Annotated in this window: 23 protein-coding genes; 14 read left to right on the top strand and 9 right to left on the bottom strand. The window is 56.6% G+C overall.

Going from position 1 to position 26,338, the window contains the following annotated elements; translation table 11 throughout:
• The first annotated feature begins 4 nt into the window (after nucleotides 1-4).
• From GFU70_RS00590 to GFU70_RS00580, 3 genes are read left to right on the top strand one after another with little or no spacing between them, the layout of a single operon-like run.
• Entirely contained in the window at nucleotides 5-1,084 is a 1,080-nt protein-coding gene (locus GFU70_RS00590; protein WP_153387457.1) for a COX15/CtaA family protein, read from the top strand.
• Entirely contained in the window at nucleotides 1,072-1,971 is a 900-nt protein-coding gene (cyoE, locus tag GFU70_RS00585) for a heme o synthase (protein ID WP_058543183.1), read from the top strand. Before GFU70_RS00590 ends, cyoE begins: the two co-directional genes overlap by 13 nt.
• A complete protein-coding gene (locus tag GFU70_RS00580) occupies nucleotides 1,968-2,603 on the top strand; it encodes an SCO family protein (protein WP_058543184.1) in 636 nt (211 codons plus the stop codon). Before cyoE ends, GFU70_RS00580 begins: the two co-directional genes overlap by 4 nt.
• A 415-nt stretch (nucleotides 2,604-3,018) precedes the next feature.
• Here GFU70_RS00580 and GFU70_RS00575 read toward each other — a convergent pair whose 3' ends face one another.
• Both GFU70_RS00575 and GFU70_RS00570 read right to left on the bottom strand, forming a co-directional pair.
• On the bottom strand, nucleotides 3,019-4,011 hold the full coding sequence (locus GFU70_RS00575; RefSeq protein WP_058543185.1) for a hypothetical protein: 993 nt from the start codon (nucleotides 4,009-4,011) through the stop codon (nucleotides 3,019-3,021).
• A gap of 191 nt (nucleotides 4,012-4,202) precedes the next feature.
• Entirely contained in the window at nucleotides 4,203-4,853 is a 651-nt protein-coding gene (locus GFU70_RS00570) for a DUF2459 domain-containing protein (RefSeq protein WP_153387456.1), read from the bottom strand.
• Nucleotides 4,854-5,421: 568 nt separating this feature from the next.
• Between GFU70_RS00570 and GFU70_RS00565 the strand changes: the two genes are divergently transcribed.
• Nucleotides 5,422-5,784, top strand: a complete 363-nt coding sequence (locus GFU70_RS00565) for a DUF6124 family protein (RefSeq protein ID WP_153387455.1) — start codon at nucleotides 5,422-5,424, stop codon at nucleotides 5,782-5,784.
• Nucleotides 5,785-5,896: 112 nt separating this feature from the next.
• On the opposite strand, the gene GFU70_RS00560 is transcribed toward GFU70_RS00565, so the two are convergent.
• Nucleotides 5,897-6,412, bottom strand: a complete 516-nt coding sequence (locus tag GFU70_RS00560) for a DUF2938 domain-containing protein (RefSeq protein ID WP_058542472.1) — start codon at nucleotides 6,410-6,412, stop codon at nucleotides 5,897-5,899.
• A gap of 79 nt (nucleotides 6,413-6,491) precedes the next feature.
• On the opposite strand from GFU70_RS00560, the gene GFU70_RS00555 reads away from it, so the two are divergent.
• Nucleotides 6,492-6,932 carry a helix-turn-helix domain-containing protein gene (locus GFU70_RS00555; protein ID WP_058542487.1) on the top strand — a complete coding sequence of 147 codons (441 nt, stop codon included), beginning with the start codon at nucleotides 6,492-6,494 and terminating at the stop codon, nucleotides 6,930-6,932.
• A gap of 230 nt (nucleotides 6,933-7,162) precedes the next feature.
• On the top strand, nucleotides 7,163-7,741 hold the full coding sequence (locus GFU70_RS00550; protein ID WP_153387454.1) for a hypothetical protein: 579 nt from the start codon (nucleotides 7,163-7,165) through the stop codon (nucleotides 7,739-7,741).
• A 233-nt stretch (nucleotides 7,742-7,974) separates the two neighbouring features.
• Here the strand turns inward: GFU70_RS00550 and GFU70_RS00545 are convergent, their stop codons facing one another.
• Together GFU70_RS00545 and GFU70_RS00540 are read right to left on the bottom strand one after the other, a co-directional pair.
• The gene (locus GFU70_RS00545; protein WP_058542475.1) at nucleotides 7,975-8,559 is read right to left on the bottom strand and encodes a hypothetical protein; all 585 of its coding nucleotides are present in this window, start codon (nucleotides 8,557-8,559) and stop codon (nucleotides 7,975-7,977) included.
• 102 nt (nucleotides 8,560-8,661) lie between these two features.
• A complete protein-coding gene (locus tag GFU70_RS00540) occupies nucleotides 8,662-9,510 on the bottom strand; it encodes an exonuclease domain-containing protein (protein ID WP_058542476.1) in 849 nt (282 codons plus the stop codon).
• A 709-nt stretch (nucleotides 9,511-10,219) separates the two neighbouring features.
• On the opposite strand from GFU70_RS00540, the gene GFU70_RS00535 reads away from it, so the two are divergent.
• Together GFU70_RS00535 and GFU70_RS00530 are read left to right on the top strand one after the other, a co-directional pair.
• On the top strand, nucleotides 10,220-11,101 hold the full coding sequence (locus GFU70_RS00535; protein WP_153387453.1) for a hypothetical protein: 882 nt from the start codon (nucleotides 10,220-10,222) through the stop codon (nucleotides 11,099-11,101).
• A gap of 531 nt (nucleotides 11,102-11,632) precedes the next feature.
• A complete protein-coding gene (locus tag GFU70_RS00530; RefSeq protein ID WP_153387452.1) occupies nucleotides 11,633-12,586 on the top strand; it encodes a hypothetical protein in 954 nt (317 codons plus the stop codon).
• Between the two features lie 259 nt (nucleotides 12,587-12,845).
• Here GFU70_RS00530 and GFU70_RS00525 read toward each other — a convergent pair whose 3' ends face one another.
• Both GFU70_RS00525 and GFU70_RS00520 read right to left on the bottom strand, forming a co-directional pair.
• Entirely contained in the window at nucleotides 12,846-13,415 is a 570-nt protein-coding gene (locus GFU70_RS00525; protein WP_153387451.1) for a hypothetical protein, read from the bottom strand.
• Complete coding sequence (locus GFU70_RS00520) at nucleotides 13,388-13,783, bottom strand: hypothetical protein (RefSeq protein WP_153387450.1); 396 nt, start codon at nucleotides 13,781-13,783, stop codon at nucleotides 13,388-13,390. Before GFU70_RS00520 ends, GFU70_RS00525 begins: the two co-directional genes overlap by 28 nt.
• Before the next feature lie 669 nt (nucleotides 13,784-14,452).
• Here GFU70_RS00520 and GFU70_RS00515 point away from each other — a divergent pair.
• Nucleotides 14,453-15,046, top strand: a complete 594-nt coding sequence (locus GFU70_RS00515) for a papain-like cysteine protease family protein (protein WP_081264421.1) — start codon at nucleotides 14,453-14,455, stop codon at nucleotides 15,044-15,046.
• A 120-nt stretch (nucleotides 15,047-15,166) separates the two neighbouring features.
• Here GFU70_RS00515 and GFU70_RS00510 read toward each other — a convergent pair whose 3' ends face one another.
• Nucleotides 15,167-17,155, bottom strand: coding sequence for a M10 family metallopeptidase C-terminal domain-containing protein (locus GFU70_RS00510; RefSeq protein WP_153387449.1), 1,989 nt, complete (start codon nucleotides 17,153-17,155; stop codon nucleotides 15,167-15,169).
• Nucleotides 17,156-17,440: 285 nt separating this feature from the next.
• Between GFU70_RS00510 and GFU70_RS00505 the strand changes: the two genes are divergently transcribed.
• Entirely contained in the window at nucleotides 17,441-17,869 is a 429-nt protein-coding gene (locus tag GFU70_RS00505) for a hypothetical protein (RefSeq protein ID WP_043042372.1), read from the top strand.
• A gap of 249 nt (nucleotides 17,870-18,118) precedes the next feature.
• Here the strand turns inward: GFU70_RS00505 and GFU70_RS00500 are convergent, their stop codons facing one another.
• Nucleotides 18,119-19,330, bottom strand: a complete 1,212-nt coding sequence (locus GFU70_RS00500; protein WP_153387448.1) for an alpha/beta hydrolase — start codon at nucleotides 19,328-19,330, stop codon at nucleotides 18,119-18,121.
• A 551-nt stretch (nucleotides 19,331-19,881) separates the two neighbouring features.
• Here GFU70_RS00500 and GFU70_RS00495 point away from each other — a divergent pair.
• Genes GFU70_RS00495 through GFU70_RS00480 form a run of 4 tightly spaced genes read left to right on the top strand, consistent with a single transcriptional unit; the run spans nucleotide 19,882 to nucleotide 26,222 of the window.
• Nucleotides 19,882-21,003: an AAA family ATPase gene (locus GFU70_RS00495; RefSeq protein WP_153387447.1), complete on the top strand. Its 1,122-nt coding sequence runs from the start codon at nucleotides 19,882-19,884 to the stop codon at nucleotides 21,001-21,003.
• Nucleotides 21,004-21,008: 5 nt separating this feature from the next.
• On the top strand, nucleotides 21,009-21,446 hold the full coding sequence (locus tag GFU70_RS00490) for a hypothetical protein (RefSeq protein ID WP_153387446.1): 438 nt from the start codon (nucleotides 21,009-21,011) through the stop codon (nucleotides 21,444-21,446).
• Nucleotides 21,446-23,275: a hypothetical protein gene (locus GFU70_RS00485; protein ID WP_153387445.1), complete on the top strand. Its 1,830-nt coding sequence runs from the start codon at nucleotides 21,446-21,448 to the stop codon at nucleotides 23,273-23,275. Before GFU70_RS00490 ends, GFU70_RS00485 begins: the two co-directional genes overlap by 1 nt.
• The gene (locus tag GFU70_RS00480; protein WP_153387444.1) at nucleotides 23,262-26,222 is read left to right on the top strand and encodes a bpX6 domain-containing protein; all 2,961 of its coding nucleotides are present in this window, start codon (nucleotides 23,262-23,264) and stop codon (nucleotides 26,220-26,222) included. Before GFU70_RS00485 ends, GFU70_RS00480 begins: the two co-directional genes overlap by 14 nt.
• Nucleotides 26,223-26,338 lie beyond the last annotated feature (116 nt).

Genomic DNA, 26,338 nt, shown 5'->3' with positions numbered 1-26,338 from the left:
CGACATGGCCAAACCTGGATTTCGCCTCGCGCTGTTTGCCACGCTGCTGGCACTGATCGTCGTCCTGCTGGGCGCCTACACCCGGCTCACCCACGCCGGCCTCGGCTGCCCGGACTGGCCCGGCTGCTACGGTTTTATCAGCGTGCCCAAGAGCGAAGCCCAACTGGCCCATGCCGAACTGCACTTTCCCGACGCCCCGGTGGAGGCCCACAAAGGCTGGAATGAGATGGTCCATCGCTACTTTGCCGGGACCCTGGGGCTGTTGATTACCGTGCTGGCCGCCCGGGCCTGGATGAACCGTCGCCGCCCCGGCCAACCTGTGAAGTTGCCGCTGTTCCTACTGGCCGTGGTCTTCGCGCAAGCGGCGTTCGGCATGTGGACCGTAACCCTCAAGCTCTGGCCACAAGTGGTCACCGGGCATTTGCTCGGCGGCTTCGCGACGTTGAGCCTGCTGTTTCTGCTCACCTTGCGCTTGTCCGGCGTGCTGCCGGCGCTGACCGTGCCCAAGCGCCTGCAACATTGGGCCACGGCCGGGCTGCTGCTGGTGATCGGCCAGATCGCCCTGGGCGGTTGGGTCAGCTCCAACTACGCCGCCGTGGCCTGCATCGACTTCCCCACCTGCCACGGCCAGTGGCTACCGCCGGCCGATTTTGCCAACGGCTTCCACCTGACCCAGCACATCGGCCCCAACTACCTGGGCGGGCAACTGGACAGCGACGCCCGCACCGCCATCCACCTGACCCACCGCATCGGCGCCTTGCTGGTGACCGTGGTGTTGCTGGGGCTGGCCTGGCAGTTGAAAACCGTCGGCATGACCCGGCTGGCCGGGCTGGTGCTGGCCGCACTCGCGGCGCAGATCACCCTGGGCATCAGCAACGTGCTGTTCCATCTGCCACTGCCGGTGGCCGTCGCCCACAACGCCGGGGGCGCCGCACTGTTGCTGACCCTGGTGCTGGTCAACTATCACGCCCGTACCAGCCTGGTGCGGGTCAAGCATCAAGTCCCGCTGCGCTGGCGGTTCAACCCGCCTAAACACGGCGTCAGCCCCATAACAATAAAAGGAGAGATGCCATGGCAACCTTGACCGGTGAACGCCACAGCCAAGCGATCTGGCGCGATTACCTGGAGCTGACCAAGCCCAAAGTGGTGGTGCTGATGCTGATCACCTCGCTGGTCGGCATGTTCCTCGCCACCCGCGCCGGGGTGCCGTGGACAGTTTTGGTGTTCGGCAACCTGGGCATCGCCCTGTGTGCCGGCGGCGCGGCGGCGGTCAACCATGTGGTGGACCGACGCATCGACGCGGTGATGGCCCGCACCCACAAACGGCCATTGGCCGAAGGGCGAATCTCACCCGCCGCCGCCCTGACCTTCGCCCTCGCGCTGGCGGTGGCCGGCCAAGCGTTACTGCTGGCGTTCACCAACCCGCTGACGGCCTGGCTGACTTTGGCCTCGCTGCTGGGCTACGCGGTGATCTACACCGGTTTCCTGAAACGGGCGACGCCGCAGAACATCGTCATCGGCGGCCTCGCCGGCGCGGCACCACCGTTGCTGGGCTGGGTCGCGGCCACCGGTCATGTCAGCGCCGAACCGCTCTTGCTGGTGCTGATCATCTTCGCCTGGACCCCGCCACACTTCTGGGCCCTGGCGATTCACCGCAAGGAGGAATACGCCAAGGCTGACATTCCGATGCTGCCGGTGACCCACGGCGAGCACTACACCAAGATCCACATCCTGCTGTACACCCTGGTGCTGCTGGCGGTGAGCCTGATGCCGTTCGTGATCCATATGAGCGGCATGCTCTATCTTGTCTGCGCGCTCGTATTGGGCGCCAGGTTTCTGCAATGGGCCGTGGTGTTGTACCGTGGCAGTCGGCCGCACGCGGCGATCAACACCTTCAAGTACTCTATCTGGTACTTGTTCCTGCTGTTCATCGCCCTGCTTGTAGATCACTACTTACTGTTGAGCCTATGACTCGAACCCAGAAAACCGTCTTCATCCTCGTGGCCGTGATCGCGCTGATCCTCGGCCTGACCATCAACAAGGTGCTGTCCGGCAAAGGCCAGGGCGACCCGACGGCGCTGATCGATGCCGGCATCATCCTGCTGCCCCAAAGCCGCAACCTGCCGGACGTGAAGATGACCGACCAGGACGGCCAGCCCGTGGCGATGGACGAGTTGAAAGGCAAATGGAGCCTGCTGTTCTTCGGCTACACCTTCTGCCCGGACATCTGCCCGACCACCCTCGCCCAACTGCGCCAGATCAAGAGCGAACTGCCGCCCGAGGCTGTGGATAAGTTGCAGATCGTACTGGTCAGCGTCGACCCGAACCGCGACACGCCCAAGCAACTCAAGCAGTACCTGGGCTACTTCGACCCGCAGTTCATCGGCCTGACCGCCGCCTCGGTGGAAGACCTGCAAACACTCGCCAATGCGGTGAGCATTCCGTTCATCCCGGCGGACACCAGCAAACCCAACTACACGGTCGATCACAGCGGCAACCTCGCCGTCATCGGCCCGGACGGCACCCAGCGCGGGTTTATTCGTGCGCCGCTGAATAACCAGAAGTTGGTGGCGCAGTTGCCGGAGATGCTCAAGCGTAAATAACGGCGCAACCTTTGTAGCGGGGACTCGCCCCACCTGTAGGAGCGGTGTGGAAGCTGGTAGGAGCTGTGTAGGAGCTGTCGAGTGAAACGAGGCTGCGATCTTTTGATTTTGATCTTTCACTCATGACTCAATTGTCTGGGACAAGATCGCAGCCTCGTTTCACTCGACAGCTCCTACCAGCTCCTACCCGCTCCTACCGATCCAGTTGTTTCAGGAACACCGTCAGCCCAGACACCCACTGTGGGAGCGAGCTTGCTCGCGATAGCGGCGGGTCAGCTTGCATCAGTGCTGAATGTGCCTACAACAGTATTTTTTCCCAACGAAAAAACCCGACGTTTTGCGTCGGGTTTTGGTTCTTCTATCCGTAGATGCGGACGAATAAGCTCACTTTTCCAGTTGCACACCCCTCGAACGTTCAGTCCATCAAGTCCGCAGCCAGTTCGTCCTCTCCGCGAAGTGTCTCCATAAGAGACTTCCAGAGACCGGTGGATTGTGAAGGGTCAACGATCCCCAACTTATTGCCGATGGCCTCGAAGGTGTCCATGGTCATGTCGTCGCCCGAGTAATGCTTTTTGAGCCCACGGTTCAGTTGACGCCGCATATCCGTCGAGACTTCGGTGTACTCGTTGAAGTCTGGCTTGGTGGCCCGTCTTGCATCCATGGTTCGTGAGTAGATGGTGTCGCCATTCAGCATGACCCTGAACCAGATGGACTCCGCCAGGTGTTTCCAGCCGTAGGCTAGTTTCGCTTCGACTTTCAACATCATTCCCTCCATCCGGTAGTCATGCAGGACGGTCTCGAGAATCAGCTGTTCAGAATTTTGGAAAGTGGTTGCCGCTACGATGTTGTCCGCAATGTCTTTACCCAGCAGCCCATGACCGACCAAATGGCACCAGTCGTACCGAATTGCCGAATGCCCCTTGTTGAAGGTGAGCGTGCCCCCCTTGCGAGCGTACTGCGTTGCAGACAGTTCCTCGCCCACTTCTGCCAATGTCGCAGCTTTCATTTTTTTAGTGTGTATGCGTTTACCGACGAAGCCATGCATCAGATCGTGCACCGGCGGTTGTTTCTTGCCCTCGTAGGGCACAAACCAAGCCCATGAACCTTGCAGCAGCACGAAGTTCATCAGCCCGTGATTGACGGCTCGAAACCTGCGTTTGGTAATTTTTCCCGGTGAGGCATTCTTGTAGTTGGAAAAGCGTCCGTAGGTCGGGGCACGGCCCGTCTTGGGAATGACACGCACGATCGACCGATCATTCTCCAGCAAGATTTCTTCGTACGGATCGATGGGCGAGCCATCGCTAAGGTCTCTGGTTCCGTACCTTTGCTGCACGGTCCAGCGGTTACCTTTCAAGTCGCGAACGTAGTAGGTCCCGTTTCGGCGATAGACCGAGTATTCGTTGGACATTTGAACCTCTTCTATCTGCCGTGGTGCTATAGCCAACACTCGACGCGATGACTCTGGCTGAAGCTGAGCGATCCATTCCGGGGATCCAATATCACAATGAGGCTAGCAGACTTTTCGCGTGATTTTGGGTGGGTCACACTCACTGAAACTGGATGTCAGCATCACTGGAATACACCGCCGTCAGGCACGGGTTAGCGGGTAGCCAGGCAGGATGCACCGACCGCTGTCGCCCGGCGCAACTGCGACATGACGTTCCCCGCTGTAATCACCGCGGCAGGCGACATTGGACAGTTGCTCGCGGCCAGCGCCTCTGCGACCCAGGTATTGCAGGTATAAAACAGCGAATAGCGACCCTCGGCCTGGTAGAACCGGCTCTCTCCATACAGGCCAGGCCCGAGCACCACCAAGGTGCCCGTCGCCGAATGGGTGAAGGTCCCGGCCACGAACGCGAGCAGTCGTCGGTAGCCGTCCTCCGTCACCCGCACCTCGATGACCTCGCTTGCGGCGAAGCGCCGCCTGGGGTCCCCGTCAATCTTGACCGCATGCAGCACGGTTGCCGTCGACCCGAACAAGGCTCGCAGGGCCAGGCTCAAGGTGGCCTGTGGGGCTCGGTAGAAATCCTCGTCACCCCAGCCGAACTCAACGAAGTCGCCGTCGCTGAATTCTTCAGCCAGTGCGGGAAGCACCTGAAGCAGATCGGGGCGCGCAATTACCAACCCGGTATGCAGGCCATGATCCACCACATAGAAGGACCGCCTATCGCCACCCTCGCCCCTCGGCGGGTCCGACGCGGTAGCGCAGCCGAACAGCGTGAGGACCAGGGCCAGCACTACAATGCGCATACACAAGGGCTTGGAGGCTCGCTAACGAAACATGGGAAAACCCCAGCGGGGGTTGGCGCTGTATACAAGCATAGAAGCTGGTTCGCGCCATCAGGCAGGCATTCGTGGGCCGGTTGGGCGTCGAGGCGTTCAGGAAGTGGGTCGGTGATTGACCGGTTGGGAGTTGGACCGCTATCGCGATCTAGCCCCGGCTCCGGAGCGGAACAAGCCGCCCGCAGCGCCAAAAAGACTCCCTCCTACAGCTCCCACCTACACCCCTCTATCAAGCTACGCATCCTTGCGCCTTTGCCTACAACTACGCCAGAATCCGCCCGCTTGTGCGCCTTGTTCCTGGGTTCTATTGTCTTCCTGCCACTGCCCATCAGTGGTCGGGTTTAGTAGCCCGGTTCACACCTCGGTTGTACAAGTCTCATCAGTCAGGCACTTGCCTGTTCTTGATGGTGGCTGTGCGCATGGCGCCTTCGGGCGCGCCGGTTTTGGTGTGATTCACCGGTCTACTAACTTGCGCACAGCCGCCACCCTTTCGTTTAGTAGCGAGATGGTGCGGCCCATTATGAGGATCACACCAATGTTCAAAATAACTCCGAATCCGCCAGAGGCAGGTTCCACCCCTACATCGGCAAAATCCAAAGCCAAGCAGCAAGACGAAACCACCAAACGGGTGCTCGATCACTACTTGCTACCGAAACCGGATAAATCCAAAGACGCCCCCAAACCAGGGCAGCTGTACGCCGTCGTGAAAGGCCTCGATAACGAATGTTTGCTTGCCAACCTCAGCGAGACGCTGGCTTCGGCTGATGCGATGGTGAGTGACCTGGCGTTTGATCTGGAAGGATCGAGACGTCATGTGGCGCAGGGGATTCAGCAGTTGATTGAACTGAGTTCGTTATTGGCGAATCGGGTGTTGGATAACGTGGAGCCGCGGCAGTAGGTAACCGTTTGCCAATGAAAAAACCCGGCGCTCTATGCCGGGTTTTTTACCTCCGCCTCCGAGAATGACCGAAAACGGCCAAAGGCAGGCACTAGCGCTGTACCAAAAGCACTCAACTTAGGCAGAACGATGTTGGAAAGAGCATCATCAACAGCGATGCCGCCACAAAAAGTCCCAGTCCAAACGTCAGATGCGCAGTGACGCTCCTGCGCCTTGCCACGCTAGGTGCCCCTGTCTTCGAACCGGCAACGCCGAAGCCGAGCGCGGGCTGCATGATGAAAAAAGGCGCAATCACACTGAACAACCCCATCACCAGCGCAGGTACTAGCGTGGGGTTGCAGATCCACGCAGGCCCTTTCGCACCGATCAGCACCATCGCGAAGACGATACCCGTGATGTAATGGAATACCCACCCCATCAGACGTTCATTCCTGATAGGAGGCGCCGCCATGATCGAGGCATGACGAAACCGTCCTTGCAACATGTGACCCAGCCAGCGACCAACCAAGCCATAGTCAAACGACGCTAGACCAAACACTCGTGCTTGAACAAAACCCGACACGTCCATAATCAGCGTGGCCCCCATTCCAACAAACAGAATGCGCAGTGCGGTCTCGGCTATTCCCATGGTATTGCTCCTTGCCTTGAGCCTGTTTTGGCGGTTTGATCCGAGCAGTCTGCAAGTTCAAGTCGACTTGAGGTCAAGCATGAAAGAGCTGGATATTGGTGAGGTGGCACGACGTTCCGGTCTACCGGCTTCAACGCTGCGCTACTACGAAGAGAAAGGTCTTATCAGTTCAATCGGTCGTCGTGGCCTGATTCGCGTGTTTCGTGCCGATGTACTCCAGCGTTTGTCCTTGATCGCGCTCGGGCAATCGGCAGAGCTTTCACTAGACGATCTCCTCGCCATGCTGGACGCAGAGGGGCAGCCTGACATTGATCGTCAGCGGCTTAACGAAAAGGCAGACGAACTGGACCGCACTATCGAGCGACTCAGCGTCATACGCGACGAGCTTCGTCGAGTAGCGTGCTGCCCTGCTGCTCGTCACATTGAATGCTCAACGTTCCAGAAATTGTTGAACGCTGTCGGGAAGGGGAATATCAAGAGAAAAACCGGAAGGGGGCACCTGCGCAGACGTGGAGTGTGAATGCTTTGGATCGATAACAACACGCTCCGATAGTCAGCTGTCGGCCAGAAGCAGGCTGTGGACACACTGCCAAAGGCTTTCTAATCTCCACGGAGGCCATGCCGCTGTTTCTAGGAAATACTTGACTGGCTTGATTCCTGACCATTCGCTGCAAACCAACGGTCCCATGTGAGGCCGCGAACGCTAGGCATCACCAGATCACTCTGAACAAACCGTCGGAGATGGCAGCAATGACCATGGCTGAACTGCTACAGAAAATCCTTGAGTCGATTCCAGCCGAGGTAGCGAAAGGCTTGGTGGGCGTGGCCATTGCGGTACTAGCTTGGGTCTGGCTCCGCCTCCAAACCACTCTGCTCGACTATCGAGGCCGTGGCCTCAAAGGTTTGACTGCTCAGGTATATGTCGATCATGCCGTCTTCAACGAACCCCAAGATCAGGTTGGCGCAGCATCTCCCGACTCCCCTCAACCTGTCCTTCGCATTCAGATCATCAACCAGACAGGCGCGCCAGTTTTCTTAGCGGCTGCTGCATTCCGGCCGCGTGTGCGCAGATTTTTCTTCTTCTCGCGCGCTGGTGCATCAGTTGCTTCAAACTTTAAGTCCGGCCTCTTTAAGAAATCACTGCAAATCAAGTTCGGCACGGACAACAAGACCACTTACACACTCTTAGACCCTGGCAGCAGGGATAGCACATGGGTCCGATTGAAGATTCCCGTATCGCCGGAAATGATCGAAAGATCTAAGTGTGGTCAAGTGCTTATAAAATTTGCCACCGAGAGCAAGACAGGAACAGCCGTCGTACCGGTGTGATACCTATCCCCTCACTCAAGACCACTCATACCTAACAACTGGCTCAAGTCGTTCGCTTCGCTCATGGACTTGCCTTGAGTTCATGGCTTGTCCTCCAGGTTGAGGGAGGACAAGGGTGGTTCAGTCACGTTGCGTTGTGGTCATTATTCGACCCTTTGCAGGCATTCATAACGTTCAAGTTAAGGGGCAGGCTTTAGTCCGTCCTGAGTGAGCGGAGCGAATGGCTTGAACCGCTAGTTAGGCTCTTGCTCCACCGCAACTGGTTTGTGATCACGACACAACTCCCTTTCCGTTTGGTAAAGAAAAGCAATCTGCAAGAAGCCGAACGCAGCGATGCAAAGTGAAACGAGCACTACCATGCATCGATGGTCGACAATAACGGAATTGCTTTGGCCAATGAATGCTGCGCCGAGACCCGCCGTGCCGGAAACAAAGGCGAAATGTGCGACAGACCAGCGGTAGGTTAGATATCCGCTAAGCGACTGAGGCAGGTCTTCTGAGTGCCTCCAGCGAAGAAACTTAGCGTATGGCTTGGCATAGGTAACACCTTCCACAAAAAACAATGCCGGCGCCGACGCCTTCATTTTCCAAGCTATAAAATCGAAAACAACCCACAGAAAGAGTCGGTAGATTGAGAAAGCTGTAAATCCGATAAGAGCCACACACAATGCAGTGGGAACTTGATTGGACAGAGCCCATTGAACGATGGTCCAAGGGTCATTCCGGCTCATCACCAAGAAGGTCGCAATCACAGCGCCACTCAGAAGGTAGCGAATTGCTGCTTCTAGGCTTGAGACCAATGATATAAGTTTGTCCATGCAATCCTCTTGATCCTATCTTTGGAATTAAGGGCACGTATTGGCGCATTCCAAAACGTCGATCCTTGAGTAACTTGTTATGCGCCATATGGCTAATGACGACTACGCACCAATGAAGAGGCCAAAGTCGCTTTCTCCGAGTATGCGAATTTTCTGGCCTTTAGCCATAAGCTCTTCGGCCTTTCTATGCTTAGCGCTCTTTTCTGCGCCAGCCAGCATGCGAATGTCTTGGTCGCCGACAACAAGCAGAGTGGTATGTTTCGTGACGCCAGTTGCGACATCGCAGCCTGCTAACGCTGCAACATTTGCAGCTTCTTGGCGCGGTATTGAAAGTGCTCCGGTGAACACAACCACATTACCGAATAATGGGCCGTCTGGATTGGTGGTGCGAACCTCGGAGGATGATAATGAAGCAGTTGGTCGCAATGCCAAAGAGCACCAATCGGCAGCACTTGAACCAGTTTCCTGAATTGCTCTAAGCAATATTTCACCCGCAGCACGCGCATCCTCTTCTGCGTCGTGATGCTTGAAGCTTATGCCGAAGTGAGCGGCAACATTTGCAAGCCCATAACCAGACTGCGAAAAAATAGGCCAAGTGCGCCTAACAACTCGCGCCGTATCAAGCCACTGGCAATCTAGTGAGGTTGTTGAAGACTTTTCACAGGCCCTACGAATTGCAGTTCTGTCGAATGGCGTATGGCTAGCTAATATTTGATTAGAGAAATTAGCTTTCAGGCGATCATGTACTTCTATCCAATGCGGTGCCGATGTAACCATTTCCTCATTTATGCCATGAACTGAAACGTTGTGAGAATCAAAGTAGTCATTTGGATTAACGAGCGTGCTCCATGACTCTGAGAATTGTCCGTTTGAGAAAACGGCGATGCCAACTTGGCAGATGCTAGCGAGGTCGGGATTGGCGGTTTCAACGTCAATGACTACGAAATCCATGGTGCCTCCTTAGGCGACATGCCATATCGCGTTTCTTGTCGCGATGGCGTGTCGAATAACGTTCCTTGTCGTCCTGTAAGTCCTTGTCTAGCTCAGAGGTGGTCGCGGCATACGCGACATTGCTCAGGGGGAAACGCGACATAGATGACGGCAAGCCCTGCTACCTTCTAGAGTCGGAAGCAGCATCAGTGACCCTACCCATATGCCATCACCGTGTCCACCGTCCACTTTTGGCCGATTCTGTTGAAAAAGTCGGTTATCCAAAACTGCTTGGCCATTGCCTAGTGAGAACGCCATTTTTGCACGCTGCTGCGTGAAATCTGCGTCTGGAAACCTCTGCCAAAAGTAAAGATTTCAATCTCGGACGCGTACTTTTCTGCCGTGGAAACCATGATCGACTTTTTCAACAGAATCGGCCGAAAGCCGACATCGAGGGTCTAGGAAATCCGAGGCGACTTCCTGCGCATCCGATAAGCTCAAATAGCGAGGTTCTGATGTTAGGTCGGATTCGGCTTCCGCAATCAGTACCAACACTTTCGGTAACGCACGGGTGAGAACCTGAGGTGTAGCTCGGTTCAGCGCCCGACTGCGTAGCGACCATCGGTCGCGGGCCGCCCAGCCCAAGCGCCGAAGGGAGACGCAAATATTGGTTAGCTCAGCTACGGTTGTAAGGGCGTTTTTGCATCGATTGACTTTGAGGAGAGCAATCATGAACCAAGACACAGTGGCATTTGCAGAAGCTGCCGATAAACGGGCTAAAACGGTAGTTGGCATTTCCGGAGGATTGCTGCTATTACTTCCGGGCTTCATTAATAACTTTAAACTGCCGCATGACGCATTTTGGCTGATAGCAACAAGTGCTGGATTAAGTGCGCTATCACTTCTATTTGCTACGATCGCATTCCTCGTTGCCGACGCCAACAGTCGATGTATCGCACTAAGAAACAAAACCAACTGGCCGAGGTATCACAAAGCATACGGAATGGCTACTCTTACATTCTCAGTGGCAGCAATCGCGTTTGCCTCATTTGCTATCATTAACGCGTCCGATTTCAGGCAACCTAATTTTAAAACAATAGATATTACTTTTAGCAAACCTGTAGCAGTTCCAGATGAAACCATCGAGTTCAAGGCTACGTTGGATGAGTCGGTAAAGCCAGACTCATATAAATGGACGGCTTCGGCCGGAATACTGCTAGACGATGACGAAAGCTCTGTGACCTGGCTGAGCCCCTCTAGCCTTGCGGCGGGTCAATGGGTTACGATTGGAGTTACAGTTCAGGCCGATGGTATCGCTAAAACAGAATCCACACGCATCTTGTTTATACCGCCGAGTCTAAGTAAAGAGAAAGTCAATTCATACCTTGGCGAACCACCTATAGTCCTTGCATTTTCAGACTATACAGCAAGGCCTGCCATTTATTCCCTAGAAAAATCTCAGGACCAGGCAAGTAATGATTCGCAGTGCAACTCCGTTAGAGCTTCTCCATCTTTCTCTTGCTTATCATCCGACACAGGGTTGAAACTGCCTAGTAGACCATGCTGCAGTATATCAACTAGAAGTTATCCATTTTGCGACGAAAAATGCTAGTTGGGTAATATGAGGTCGCAAGGAGCTAATGCTGGGTTTTAGTGCCTTCATATTACTCGGAAGATGTGCTGCTTTTTTAGGCAAAACTGAAGCTCCTAGCAAGGTACCGGCGCCCTTATCTACACCTGCGTTGTTATCTTGACGATTTTGACGATTGGCATTCACCAGCAGATAGGAGAGTCAGCCACGGCCAGAATCGGCCAAAAGCGGCCCTTAGTTGACTACAAAATGAGGAGCGATTCACCAGTTCCAAACTGGTGCCAGGCGCAACTGACCGTCTCGATGCCGCTGCGGGCGGCCCCGTTGGTGATGGTCATGCTGGTTCGTTGTGAAAAAAGGTCGGCCTGGCGGTTCATATGTAGCTCAGAAGATGGTCGTCTGCTCGCCGCCAAGGGTGGGCAGAAGCTAGGTCATGAGTAAAAGCACCGCTGCTAGTAATGCTGCGGAGCAATTTTCGAATTGGAAAGATCGCTGCCAGTCGTCTATAAGTGTAGTGGCAATGTGCCTGCGGCTACGACAAGGAAACATCAAATGGAAAAGATGCTTGCGTTATTACTTGGATTTAGCTTTTTGACTGGTTGTCAATCTATGCGACCTCAAACTCTTGGGGAGTTATCGTCGGGGTATACATACATTCCAGTTGATCCGTTCTCGGTTCAAACTGTGCCGGGAGATAGCTGTAAGAGGGAGGAGCTTCATTCAAATTTTCCGGTAGAAAAAGGCTTCCTTCTTGATGGGAAGCCTGTTTACAGAGAAATAATGGGATCACTTCCAGACAACTCAGTCAGGATGCTTGTTGAGCAATTTGATAGTAAAGGCAATGTCTCATATGGCGCAGGTAAGGTTGGAGGTAAAGCGGAAAGTTATCGTGTGACAGTGGACTACATTAATGCCGACACGGTAAATCAAGAGTTCTGGATATCCAAGACGATGTTGACTCGAGAAGGTAAGAGAGTTGAGGTGCCTCTAGCTGAGTTGCCAAGCTTCTTTAGATATGCTTCAGGCTCTGAGCAGTATCGGGTGTCTAGGACTGATCCAGGGGATAGTGGCTACACTAAATATAATGTCCCGATTTATGTTGGTGTCGGGCTGCGCGCTATTGCTGATGTTCGTGTTTTGGAGTCCAAGGCAAACATCTCTGGTATTGGTGTTATCGGTGCAGAGGCGGAGGATAAACGCTTAAGTGGAACTTTGATCGTTCAAACTCTTGGCGTGAGTGGAAAATCGATAACTGGTGCATTGCCGGTTCAAAGTGAGCTTAATAGAACTACTGCGCAGAATGCGATAGTTGCTGTTGCCTCTATTAAGACTCTTTTGTATTCGTCTGATGTTGGAAAGTACCCTCGTGTGGTTGGTTTATACATCCCATTCCCTGGTGGAAAGCCCCTGGTAAATGCTCTCATCTCTGAGCTTTCTCAGAAAAGAGTAGAGTGGCCTAGACCATGTGATTGGTATGATGAAACCTCCAACAAGAAGATACTTTAAGTATCTAGAGGGAGCCCAGGTACAGCAGGTGTAAACCAGGGATGTCTACCGGAGCTGGGGTAGCCCATTGAGGAGTCGCATAGGCAGCAGTCAATGGCTGCTTCTGGCCGATTTCGGCCTTTGGCCAGCGACCGCTATTGGGCGAAAGGAGCTGCCACTGTCATTGGCCTTGATGCTCACTTGTCCCTCTTAACTCTACAACGCCAAAAATTTATAACTTGCAGGGCCCGGTCCAGGCCCAACAATAAAAATCTACCATTCAATTGTAAAGACGTCTGGCGATCATGCTGGTGTCATCCAAGTTCACCTCATGGTAGGTCTCATTAATAACCCGACAAAACACCCCTACCTCGATTAAGAATCGTTCGATTTGCAGATCAATTTCGTCGTACAAATCATTTTCTTCCTTATTTCTGCAAAAATCTAAAGGCATAATAAAGCTAAGTTCATTGCGCTGAGGGATAAAATTATAAGGAGCACTCTGAATTAATGCATACAACTGTTGCCACTCACCCGTCATCTTCGTAAGTGCGACAGACAATGCTTGATCGTGAACTTTAAACGTTGCTCTGTTTTGTACGTCGACGAGTTGATTATACTGTTCGAGAACTGAGCAATGTATGTATTTCGCTCCATAGTGGAAATGGTCCGCGATGGAGGTCAAATCAAGCACTCGCAGAACGGCCATCAGATTTGACACATCCTTGCTGCGAATCAAATCTGCCTGCGTTACAGAGTTTTGATTAAAAAACTGAGGAAAATGCTGGCGCACCGCAGTGGCATCTTTTGCCAAATCGGATGTCACATCTGCCCAAAACACCACTTCCACAGGAAATTTTTTTTCGCCAGCCTCTCGCTGGACAATTTTCTTGCAAAAGCTTGAATATGAACATCGCGCTCCGCGGTGGTTGCAATGTAAAGCGCTTGTATCGCGGGTGTAAACTTTTCCGCTTTCGAGCACTCACTTGTGATGAGTTGCTCGGTAATTGTCCTAGTCGTATTTTTGCATTGCACACCGACAAAATATTGTAGGCTATCGTGTCCATAGATATCTACGCCGTCTTGCTGTTGCCCTTGCCGGCCATGCCTCGACAAATTGGGATTGTTCCACCTGAGCCCAAACGAAGTTTTGCAAATATCTTCGAATTCTTCCCAAGATGTGGGGGCAGGAAGTCTTGATGTGGTTACTGTTGGCATATGTAGTTATCCAAGAAATTTTTTGCTCATGGTTAGTTGTCAAGTAGTGGCTAAAAGTTGCCTCTGCTTAGCGCTACACCTTCCAGCGCACAAATGCTGTTGCTAAGGAGGGCTACGAAGACACCGCGAGCCAACGATCCACTGCTGTAGGCTGCCAGCGAGTCCTCCAGCCGACTGAGAATCGATAGGTTGGACATAACCCTCCATGTGCCTCCTCTAGAGTGAATATAACGCAACCGTCCGCTTTTGGCCGATTGCTGTCGTTCGTTAGCGACCGCAATCGACCAAATTCAGCCAGTGAGCGCCCCTGTCCAGTCGGTCGACAAAAGCTTAAGGGCTTGGGCTGCTCCAACCGAATGGTTCCAATGGCGGCATGCTTAATTCACGAGGAATACCGATGGCCTGACAACGTCCATTGAATGGTCCAAACCGAGTGCTCCTGGAAAGCGCTGCTAGATAAACCGTCTTCACGCTTGTTTGGCTTCGAAAATGACAGCGGCCGAGGAAGGCTGCGCAGATTTCGACAATTTTTAATCCCTGAGATCAACCCCAACGACCGGCCGCAGAACTGCTATACAGAGAAATGATGGGCTGCGATAGAAGCAGCGCCCCTCTGTTATCCGCCCCCGCGCAACACTTCTCGCAGCCAACGTCTGAGGAATAGGGAATATGAGTACTTCACTTACACGAAGGAACGTGATAATCGCAGGGGTCGGCGCGATGCTAGCGGCATTTGTTCCGATAGCTAATGCTGAGCCTGTTGGCATGCCTGGCTTCAAAAAGCACGCGAGACAACAACTCACGCCAGTCTGGTGCTGGGCAGCTGTTATTCAGACCCTACTGGACTATCGGGGTATCGAGTGGAGCCAGCCTGAAATCGTCGCAGCCATGAAGGGGCATGTGACCATCGAAACAGCAACCGATGATGAGATGTCAGCATTCCTCAATTCGTGGGGATTCACTCATGGAGGCGTACCTTGGCGATCATCAGCTAAATTTTCTAAGGGATCGCCTTCGCCTGAATTGACTGTTTCCGAGCTGCGAGCCAAGCGTCCTGTCATTCTGAAGTTGCGCCTGTCGCCGACCATGGATCACGTGGTAATCGCTTATGTTGCCAACGTGCTTGCGAGACCCGGACAGCAAGACGAACTGAACAGCGTTTACTACATCGATCCTTTTGACGGCGACATCCATCTGATGACCGGACAGCAGTACGTGTCGAAAGTAGTTGGACACTGGCTTGTCAATATTGAGAGCGCTTGAGACTTCTAAATGTGACACGAGCAGAATTCGGGGTTGCCCCCAAGTTCTGCGTCGGCCGCATAGTTGAACACTTCCCATTGCAGTGAGGCGGTAGCATCAGCGACTACCACTGACGGCGTTTTACACCCAGACGTCGTTAGCCACTCCAACCAATTGAATAGCCTCCTCTTCCGCAGGCTCGGCGAAGATGATGTTCAAGTTACCGTAACCGGAATGGTCCCCCACCAAGCTCAACTCAAATCGAGCCCCAGAGGCGTCGGTTTCGTAGTTCTTCAAGTAAGTCAGGTTCTTGGCTTCATTGAAAATCACGTCCAACGTGCCGTTGTAACCATTTCCCAGTCGGGTAAAGCCCAAGGCGGACAAATCGATCGTGTCTTCACCCACGGCATAGTCAATCAGGCGGTCAGTGTGGTTTTCGGTGGCGGTACGGTAGCTGTCGCTCAGTGCGTCGAAGCGGAACACATCGTTGTTGCCGCCACCCGCCAATAGATCCCGGCCCTCTGCGCCAACCAATACATCATTGCCTAGCGCTCCATACAGGCGATCATCGCCCGCGAACCCTTCGATGATTTCTCCTCGAGCGTTGCCTTGTAATCGATCGGCGCCTTCGGTGCCCATCAACCTGGCTTGCTGGAACAGGAGGTTGGTTTCATTCAGCGTTTGGCCCAAGTTACCGTCGAAGACCACTTCGAAGCGTTCCCCATCCGCGTTGGCCTCGAAGCTTTTGAGGTAGGTCCGCGTCCCGCCTTCATTGACGCGTATCGCCAGCGTTCCGTCATGTCCGTTGCCCAGCCCGAGGAAGCCCAGGGAGGAAAGGTCGAGCGTATCGGTGCTGGGGTCGAAGTCAGTGATTCGGTCGCTATGGGCCGCGGTTGCGGTTCGGAAACTGTCTGTGACTGACTGGTAACGGAACGTATCGGCCCCGGCACCGCCCGTCAGCAGGTCACGACCTTGCTGGCCGTCGAGCAGATCGTTACCGGCCCCGCCAAAGATCGCATCATCGAACGAGGCGGTACCGAGCAAGAAGTCAGCATCGTCGCCACCGTCAAGGTGGTAATAGCCGTCGTCGGGATTGCCAAAGCTGTGGTCCACACTACCGTCGGGGTTCAACTGAACCAAGGCGGCCAGATAGCCGTCCGCGCTCGTACCTTGGCTTCCACCAATCAATAGCTTGCCGTCGGCCCGCACGATCATGTCGGCGAATGCGAACGGAGCGCTTTCCGAGCCCCAACTTACCCGCCCCTGATCGCCGAAATCGGTGTCGAGTGAGCCGTCGGCATTGAGTCGGATGACGCTCGCCACGCCGCCCGAGGCGCCTGCCAGCAGGATTTTGCCGTCATCCTGGATGACGAGGGCGTCTGCGTGAACATCCAGGGCCAGGTTGCCCCCGTTCGCAAAGCTGTTATCCAGCGTACCGTCCGGGTTGAGGCGGGTCAGGGTATCTTGCCCCGTGACCAATACCTTCCCGTCTCCCTGCAGCGAAACGTCGAACGTGCTACTGGGGTGAATGCCGATGGTCGCTGGTAGGTACAGGATCCCAGCCTCTCCAAAAGACGAGACCAAGGCCCCCGTCGCGTCGAAGCGGGCGATATAGATCTCCCCGGAGGGATACCCAGCGCTTGCGAAGAAGCTGCCGTCGCGTTGCACGGAGAACGACGCTTGCTGGCCTAAAGAGTCATTCCAATAGAAAGGCACTGTCACGGTGCCGCCGTTCCCGAAACTCGTATCAAGGCTACCGTCAGCCAGGTTACGACTGATGCCCGACACCCAGGCGTCGCCTACTTGCACGTAGCGCGTCACCAGGTAGCCCCCTCCCGGCTGCACGGCGGCATTGCCGCCGTCCTCGATATCGAGCGCCACAGGGAGCAGGGATTTGCCGTCGCCACTGAAGGTGCGGTCCAGGCTACCGTTGTCATTGAACCGGACCAGGCTGGCGGTGAAGCCTGAATCCTCTTCGCCTCCCAGCCCCAGGCGACTATAAGCACCGAGCCAGATAGCACCGTCCGGATCGACCGTGATACCTGCGATTTTGTCCGAGCCCCATAAGGTCGTGGCGGCCATACCTGTTTTTTGCGCGGTTGAAGCGACGGGCGAAATGCTCTGGCTCATGTCCAAGCCTCCGATAGATTTGGCGCCAAAAACTATAGACACGGCTCAGTCAGGTTGCCATTTACGAGACGAAGGGAGGTTCTTGGACGACCTTCTGCTCTGCTATCGATGCAACCCGTTCCCTTTTCTGTCCCTCAATAGCTTGCCCGCGACGTCTCAAATCTGCCTTGAGTAAGGTGACCGCCATCCCGGCAGTCAAACCGCGCATTGAGTGTTAGCCCAGTGCCAGGGGCTCAAGAGTGGGAAGAACAACTTCATATGCGAGTTACCGATAGGTCTGCGAACATGAAAAAACTAACCCGGCTCCCAACGTTAGCCCTCATTGCACTCGTGTTCTGCGCGGGGCTGTGGGCCGTTTCACAGTGGTGGGAAAAGGCTCTGGCGAAGCCCGTTGGCGCCGCCAGGATCAGCCCCAACGGCTGCTACCGAGTTCAGGAGTTCAAACCTTTTTGGGTACTGCCCGGCCTCTTTCACCCCCAGTCGCCCCCGGATGAACCAGAGCAGCTGCAGTGGTTTGTTCGCTGGGAGATTCCGGCCTTTTTTCGCTTGTACGATAATCGCAACGGCCAGCTTATTGGCGAAAGCGCGATCTACGATCTGGTGAATTATGGGGGACCTGTTTCTTGGGGCTTCGGCAGCCACCCCACCGTTTCCGTCGAAATGATCACGATTGGCACCGACCTACCTGATTGCATAGGTAATCAGCCCGGCTAGCTGGGGCGGAGTGAGTCCCCTTTTCAGTCGATGTTGCTCGGTACGTTTTGTGACCATGATAGGCAGAAAACGGCCAAAAGCAGACTGATATGCTCCGATTCAGCAACATCCTGTTGATCATCGCAGGCGTGCCTGCTGAAGTGGGAGTCATGGGGAAACTTTCAAGGAGTTCGCCGACTGCCTGCCACCTGCCGAGCCGCCCTGCCCAAGAGCCACTGACGCCGAGCACTAGTGGAACACTCAACCACCTTAGGGCGTACAGAGGCTCGACTGGAAAGCCCAGTACCGCCCTCGCTGGATGTCGACCCCTTTCATATTGAACCGAAGCTCTGGTCGCAGGTTGGTACGAAACAGATAGAAGATGTCGGAAACGACGGACCCGCTCTCTGCGAAGTACGAATGCCCCATGAAGTCTGTTTTCACAGCGCTGGCGTCAATAGTCTCAATCCCTTTCATCACAGACACCTCATCCTTTGTATCTCCGAGACGTCGATCCCCCTCATTTACTTCTCTGGACGCCATCAGTGCTATATCTCTCGATGACGCATAAATCGTCACCGGCGCCCCAGCGCCCACCAGAGCAGGCGCATAGTTCTCCTCAAACTCGCTCGCTTTAACGTCTGGAGCGGTCAGGATTAACTGCCTTATCTTAGGCCTGATCTGATCGTCCTGAATCAAAGTCGACATCGCCTCAACCATGGCACGGTTCCCCATGCTGTGAGCAATCAAGTACACATTTTCAACGCCAGTTCTCTTGAAAATATCCTCAAGGAATGCGGCGAATTTGGGAGTCGACCTTTTGATCACTTCCCCATCCTGCTTGTACTTCCATTTGTTCTCCCAAGATGGCCAGCTGTAAAAAATGGGCACCCCTTTAAAGCCCAAGTCATAGCTCAACTGCGCAGTACGGCGCGCTGCATCCTCAAATGAAACGGTGTAGCCATGGATAAACACCATGGCACTTTTCCCATCTGAGTTCTCTACATCCTGGGCAATCAACGTAAGCAGGAGCTCTCTCTCTACGGGCTGAAGCCCCATGAGCATGATGTGTTTGTTTTTGTTCTCAAACGCACGCATGCCAGATTTCGGGCTCTCCAACACCCCCAGCCGATGATCACGAGGGATACTGACATCGGCCACGCCGTAACTAAGCTCCCCCTCATGTGTCCCATAAGCTTGGTAAGGTAGTTTTGATCCCGTAGCACGCCGATTAGTACCGTAGTAAGTGCGGATGATTACGTTGTTCTTGGTGGATGGCTCGGGCGGTGCTACCGGGACAGCCTCGTTAGGTAGCGGGATAGAAACCAACTCAGGATCAATGATTTCGATGGTAGTGGTAGGGAGTTCAATCTCCGGAGCTTCAACCACCACTGCCGGTTTAGACGTAGATGCGCACCCTGACACCAGGCAGGTGGCCAATAGAAGAAAGCAACCGACCTTTAGATCCCTGAATTTCGCCACTGCCAGCCCTCCTTGGATTAATACATAAGGGGTCAGATTTATTTTCGAGAAATAAACCCTCCCTTTTTCTTTGGTCGTCAGCCTGCAGCTAGTCTCCAGGCTTATGCTTATGGACCGGCAAAGTTGGGTGTTTTTTATCGTTGGGTGGATTCACATGCCATCTGCGGTCCTCCTTGCCATCTTCGCGCTTGGGTTTCGGGCCGGGCTTGATGTCGGTAAGCATACATATCCCTGTAAGAACGGCAGATGAGTGACTTTGAAAACGTAGCACATAGCCATCTTTCTCGCTCATTCCGCTTAAAAACTGGCTCAGCCCACGCCCCAGCTGAGAAATAAGGGGGACGGATTTACCTTCTGATATTAAATTCCGTTCAGCCAATCTACTCAATCCGCCGCCATCTCATAGACCCCCCCAGCGCCCCAGCGCCCCAGCGCCCCAGCGAAGGATGCCCCATGCAGCCTCAAGCTTGCGCATCGCATGCCGATGAACTTGCCAGTTCGCCCTATCCTTCAGGCAAGATGTGCCCCTCCAGACTCAAGGAAGATGCCCAATGTCCGCTTCGCTCGATCTCGCCGCCAGTCAGATCCGTCACGCCGTTCGCGCAGCCACCGAGGGCTTGGTCGGTCGCGAGCAGTTGGCCGAGCTGATCGTACTGGCGGCTGTCGCTCAGGAGCACATTCTGGTGGTGGGCCCGCCCGGCACGGCGAAAAGCGCCGTGGTGCGTCGGGTCGCGCAATCCATGGGCGGTCGCTACTTCGAGTACCTGCTGGGCCGCTTCACCGAGCCTTCGGAATTGTTTGGCACGGTCGATCTGAAGAAGCTGCGTGAAGGCACGGTTGAAACCGATATCAGCGGCATGCTGCCTGAAGCTGACATTGTGTTCCTGGATGAAGTGTTCCTGGGCTCGACGGCCATCCTCAACACCCTGCTTGGCGTGCTCAACGAACGACGTTTTCGCCGTGGTCACACACAGGTCCAGTGTCCCTTGCGCGTCTGTGTCGCAGCGGCGAACGGCCTGCCCGACGACGAATCGCTGGCGGCCTTTGGCGATCGCTTTTTGCTGCATCTGTTCGTGGACGCAGTACCCGACAACCAGCTCGAAGCGATGCTGGCCGGCGGCTGGCAGTCGGAGCAGCGCCCGGTTCCGCAACTGCTGGGGCTCACTCAGCTCGACACACTGGGCCACGCGCTCAAGGACGTCGATTTGTCACAGGTACGGCCAGCGCTGGCCCAGGCCATCCGCCGGTTGCGGGAGGCCGGTATACAGCTCTCCGACCGACGTATCGTCAAATCCCAGCGCCTGATCGCAGCGGCGGCTTTGCTGCGCGGGCATCTGGAAGCCAGCGAAGCCGACCTCTGGCCGCTGCTTTACGTGCTGCCGACCCGGGAAATTCAGCAGCACGGCCGTGAGGTGTTGCAGGATCTTTTTGCCCAGTGCAGCAACAACCATCTGTTCAGTGCCGTCGAGGAAGCGACGCTGCAACCGATGGCTCGCCTGCATCGTCTGCTTGAAACGGCAGAGGATTACCTGGGGCGCAGCGAACCGCCTGCCAGCCCGTTGCTGGAAGCGCTGCTGCGCGAAATCGATGCCAACTTCAACAGCCAGACCATTCCCCAGCGCCTGCATGAAGCCCGCGGACAAGTGGCCCATCTGCTGACAACCCAGGCATGACGAACATGGTCGCCGCCACTGTCATCGACTGGAACTGGCGAGTGCGGCGCGAACCCGGACAACCACAGGCTGCCGTGGCCTGGGGCGAAGTCGCGGCGCGCCTGCACGCACGGCTGCTGCGCATGCCCGAAGACCAGACCGCGCACCTGCAAGCCACTGCCAACCGTGACGTGCTGATCGTCACGGGCAATGCCGATAACCTGCCGTGGGTCGAGGGCGTCGATTACGCCTGCACCGAGCCCGCCGCACCCGGCCTCTGGCTGCCCACCAGTTGGGAACCCGACGTACCGCTGGACCTGATGGGGCAAGCGCTGCTCGGCAGATTCGCGCGCGCGCCACTGCTGCTGTGGCATGCCCCCAGGGTAGTGGTGCCGCTCGACCGATGCCTGCCCGTCACGACCCGGCATCTACAACGCATTCAGGATGAGTGGGCAGGTCGCTGATGCAATTACCGCAATCCCTGCAACCCTGGCGAGATTGGCTGCAATGGTTTCCCCCCGAACAGCTGCCATTGCTGGCGGATCTGTTCGCACGCCTCAATCCGCTGCTAGGCCCCTTGCGCGGCATGCAGCAGGGCGGCGTACCCGAACCCGACGGCCTTGGCGATCTGCAACGCCGTGGTCCGTATGAACGACTGTTGGCCAGCGAGTGGTTGCTGGCCGATGAGCTACCCGACGAATTTCTACGCAGGGCGACAGTGGGCGAACATCTGTTCCTGGCACCGCAATATCGCACTCATCAGGCCAACCGCATGATCGTTGTGCTGTTCGACGCCGGTCCACTGCAACTGGGCGGGCCGCGACTGGTGCACCTGGCGCTGCTGATCCTGCTCGCCCGCCGGGCCAGCGAAGCCGGGGCCGAGCTGCGCTGGGGTATCCTGCAAAACGCGCCACAGTTGCAGGAGTTCAAGAGCGCAGCGCATTTGAAGCAACTGCTCGACGCCCGCACGTACCAGACCGTCAGCGATGAGCACTGGCACACCTGGCGCGCCTGGCTGTCGGAGCAGGATTACGACAGCGGCGAACGCTGGATCGTCGGCCAACGGCTGCCCGCCACCGACGCCCGCTCCTGCACTCATCGGGTCCAGATACAGCGCAGCCTCGATGGCCGCAGCCTGATGGTCGCGCTGCAAGACCGGGCCACCCGACAAGTTGCCCTGCCCAACCCCGACCAGCGCCCTGCCTTGCAATTGATCAAGGGCGAGTTCGACATCGCGCGACCGATGGCTCGCACTGCGGTCAAGTCCCTCATTCCACGGGTCGCACTGACGCTGGCCCCGATCATTGCCAGCAGCGGCTTCCATGTCGCCCTGAAACTGCTCGACGAGCCTGGGCTTGTGGTGATCAAGCTTCCCGCTCCCCGGCAGAAAAAACCACTCGATGTTCGCCGGACTCTCTGGAACAACCGCAGCACGCCACTGGCGATCACGTTCCCGGGTCGCATGCCCGGCGCGATCCTGAGCCTCGACGAGCAACTGGTCTTTTGGAACATGCCTGGCCTCAATCCCGTTGCCCGGCCCGGGCGGGAGCAACTGCAGCTGCCGGCGGGCACTGCCACGCTGCTGCCCATGGTGTGGTTGCACAACGGCACCTACGGCAGGGTTTTCCTGCTTGACAACAACGGTCATCTGGCCTTCTGGGTGGTCGACAGCGGCAAGCTGCCCACCCCGCACCAGCCCGGTGTCACCCACTCGATAGCCGATAAGGTGGTGGGCATGGCGCAGGTCGATCGCAACACGCTGGCCTATCTGCGCCATGATGCCGGTCGATTGTATGTCCACCGGCTCAATTCCTGGATCAGCCAGTCCACAGGCCATGTGGTCGGCACGACGAAGGACATCGATCAGGTTCTGTTCCCGGCAAGTCCATGCTGGGAGCGCGCCTTCCACGGTTGCGCGTGGATGCGCCTGGTCGACGAGCAGCAGCAGTGGCAGATGGTGGCTCCGGACCTTCAGACCGGACAGATCGATCTGGCACCCGGCTGGAAAGGCCTGGGGTTGTTGATTGGGGAGGACGAGGCGCTGTCCATGGTCCTGCTCGGCCCCAACCAGCAGACCGTCGCCCTGTACTGCGGGGGTGAGCAACGTGTGCTGTTCACCACCAACGAGACCATTGCCAGGATCAGCTTTTGCCCGATGAGCGGGCTGGTCGCCGCCCTGACCAAGGCTCGGGAACTGGTGGTGTATGCGGTCCGGGACGAGCGCAGGGTGTTGCAGGTCATGTGCAACCAGGCACAAACGCAGTCGGAGGACGACACCCATGTCCGGACCTGATGCAGTCACTATTCGCCGTCCGGCACTCAGCGGTTATCAACCGATCGAAGCGCTGTGGTTCCCCGTCGAGCGCTTCAGCGAGCAGGAACGGGCGCGGCTGATACTCACCCACTGGCAAACCGACGCCAGGGCCGAACGCTTTGCCGACGGTGACCTGCTGCGCTTTCCCAAGGCACGCGCCATGCTTTGTGAAGGGCTCGCGGGTTGGCCACTGATCCGCCAAGGCCGAACGCTCTGCTCAGCCCGGTTGAGTCCTGAAGAAATGCAGCGCCTGGCCCACGCCGATGTCTGGCTGGTACGCGGCACGCAGGTCAATTCCCTGCACCTGCGCGACGCCACTACGCTGGCCCCCGGTCAATGGATCGACGTCAGCCAGTACGCGCTACTCGACACTTACGACTGCCAAGACGTATTGCCGGAACCACAAGCCGACCCTCTGGCAGTACAGACCGACATACGGGAAATCCTGGGTGACTCGCTTGCGCCGGTCAGCCCCGAGCGGGAGGCGGTGATGCAAGCCCTGCTGGAGCGCCAGCGTCAGGTCGCCACCCCTAGCGCACCTACGGCGCGTCACACGCCCGGCCCCGCGAACAACCGGCAGAGCACCGACGCGTTGAAAAACGCCCTGCCAGGTTTCATTGGGCTGGCCGTGGGTATTGGCCTTTACTGGTTTCTTTCCCTCAAAGGTTCGCACTTGCCGACCGCTACCCCTGCTGCTGAGAGAGCCAAGCCGCCGCGCCCTGTGGATCCCTCCACATTCGATTTGGGCAGTGTCTTGATCTGGACGGTAATCGGCGCGGCACTCTTCACCCTGATACTGATGGCCGTGCGCGCCTGGATGCGGCGCAATGGCACACACTCGGCAGCAAGCAACACGCCTCCTTCCGCTACCGCCAATGCTGCCCGCCCCTCAAAGCCGCCCGTGCCGCCACGGGCGTCGGGCCAGCCACTTGGCCCGGCCAGGTGGCGGCGCTGGCTGACGCGCCTGACCCAGAATTCACGCTTGTCAGCGCTGTACGGAAAGCGGCAGGCCGCTTATATGCAACGCATGCTGGAAATGTTCGAAAACGGCGATCTGGAAGAAGCACTGCGCCACGCCATTCCGCTGGGCGGCGGCCAGGGCAATGCAGGTCAAGCCTTTGGCACACCTAGCAGGCGCCAGGATCTGGCGCTCACCCAGCATTCAGGGCCGCGCACCAGCATGCTGTTTGAGGTCGATCTTGAAACCCACCTCAGGCAGGTCTACCGGCAGTCCTTTGAGCGACTGGATCGCGAGGGGCGTATCGAGGAAGCCGTGTTTGTCCTGGCCGAACTGTTGAGGGCACGACAGGAAGCGCTCGACTATCTGGAAAAGCACCAGCGCTACCAACAGGCGGCTGACCTTGCGCTGGCCTGGGACATGCCCACCTCGACCATCGTTCGTATGCTGTGCCTGGCCGGGGATTGGCAGCGAGCGTTGCAAGTCGCGCGGCGCGACAACGCGTTCGCCGATGCCGTCATCCTGCTCGAAAAGAAATGGCCGGAAGCCGCCGCGCGCCTGCGTCTGGAATGGGCGCTGGCCCTGACCGAAAAAGGGTTGTGGTTGCAGGCGGTGGACGTGATCTGGAGTCTGCCCGCAGAGCACGAACGCGCCACGCAATGGCTGCTGGCTGCCGAGGCCGCAGGAGGTAGCCTGGCGATCGGCGCGCTGGTGAAACGGGCGATCCTGCTTCCCGACACCCTCTCGACATACGAAACCTGGGTCGAAAAACTGCGCGACGACCCCGAGCGGGTCATGGAGCGCGCCACACTGGCCCAGGCGCTGCTGACGCACAAGGCCCATAGTCCCGCGCTGGCCTGGCTGGCTGCCGCGACCGTACGGACGATGATCTGTGATCAGGCCGGGCCACACGCTCATCTCACCCAGAATCAGCTTCAAGCGCTGGTAAAAATGAGCAAGGACAAACTGCTACAAGCGGACCTGCCTGGCAGCGCCCTGCCCAAGAACAGACATCTCAATCAGGGCCTTGAGCGGGCAAGTACCCCCTTGTCATTCACGGCGCCAGAAAGGGGCAATCGGACGCTGTGCGATGCCGTGCCCCTGACTGACGGACGCTACCTCTTGGCACTGGGCGAAGCTGGCGCATCGGTGGTCGAGGCTAGCGGCAAGACGGCCTTTCACTTTCCGGTGCCCGCTCAGACCCTCGTGCTGGGCCACAGCCGACAGGTCGCGCTGGCGCTGGCGCGTCGCGGCGACGTCTGGCGCATCTGCAAACTGGATCTGGTCAATCGCAGCGCCAGCGATCTGGGCGTGCTGATGCTGGACGCCTTCGCCAAGCATTTCGACGGCACGACCTGGACCGTCGGCCGAGGCTCGCAATTGCGCGTCGTGGATGTGGATCGCCGGTTCGAAACACTCTGGCACGTCGGCGATCTGCCCGGGCAGATTGGCTTCCTTCGGGACGACGAGCGAAACGAATCCGTATTGCTGGACACTCCACACAATTTCCAACTCTGGCATTACCGCCTGCCCGACCGCCGATTGCTCAGCCGCGAATCCATGCCCGTGAGGCGTCAGGAACACAGTTGGCAGGTGTATAACGCGGCAGGCCGGACCACTGAGTTCTGGATCAAGCACGCAGCCGACAGCGATCCCGTGCTGATGGCGTACGAGAGCGGCACGAGCAAGGGCTATCCCTTGCCCGGTCTGATTCAAGCGTTTACCGATCCGTTGCACATCTACTCGTTCGAGCAGTGGCTGGTGGTGTGCTACGCAACCGGCGACGATGACGCACGCTGGCACTTCATCCACCGCCACAGTGACCGGCTATGCGCCGTCCTGCATTGGCCGCTGCATGAAGCGCAGCTGCGTTGCGTGGGCAATGAATGGGTAATTTTCGACCATCAGGGCCGGCTGTTGCATATCGACACAACCAGCTCTATGACTCGAACTCTGTCGGTGCAGTGACGCACGGGTTTTATGAGTGCTTTCGCACTCAAGCGGGAGCAAGCTCCCTCGCCACAAAAAAGCTGTTTTGCATGAGTTCCGTCCGACGCAAAGCGATCCTCGATGTAAGGAATTCT

Source organism: Pseudomonas brassicacearum (assembly GCF_009601685.2).
GTDB classification, from domain to species: Bacteria; Pseudomonadota; Gammaproteobacteria; order Pseudomonadales; family Pseudomonadaceae; genus Aquipseudomonas; species Aquipseudomonas kilonensis_B.
Note: the sequence above shows the minus strand (reverse complement) of the source record. Positions and strands in the feature narration are given on the sequence as shown.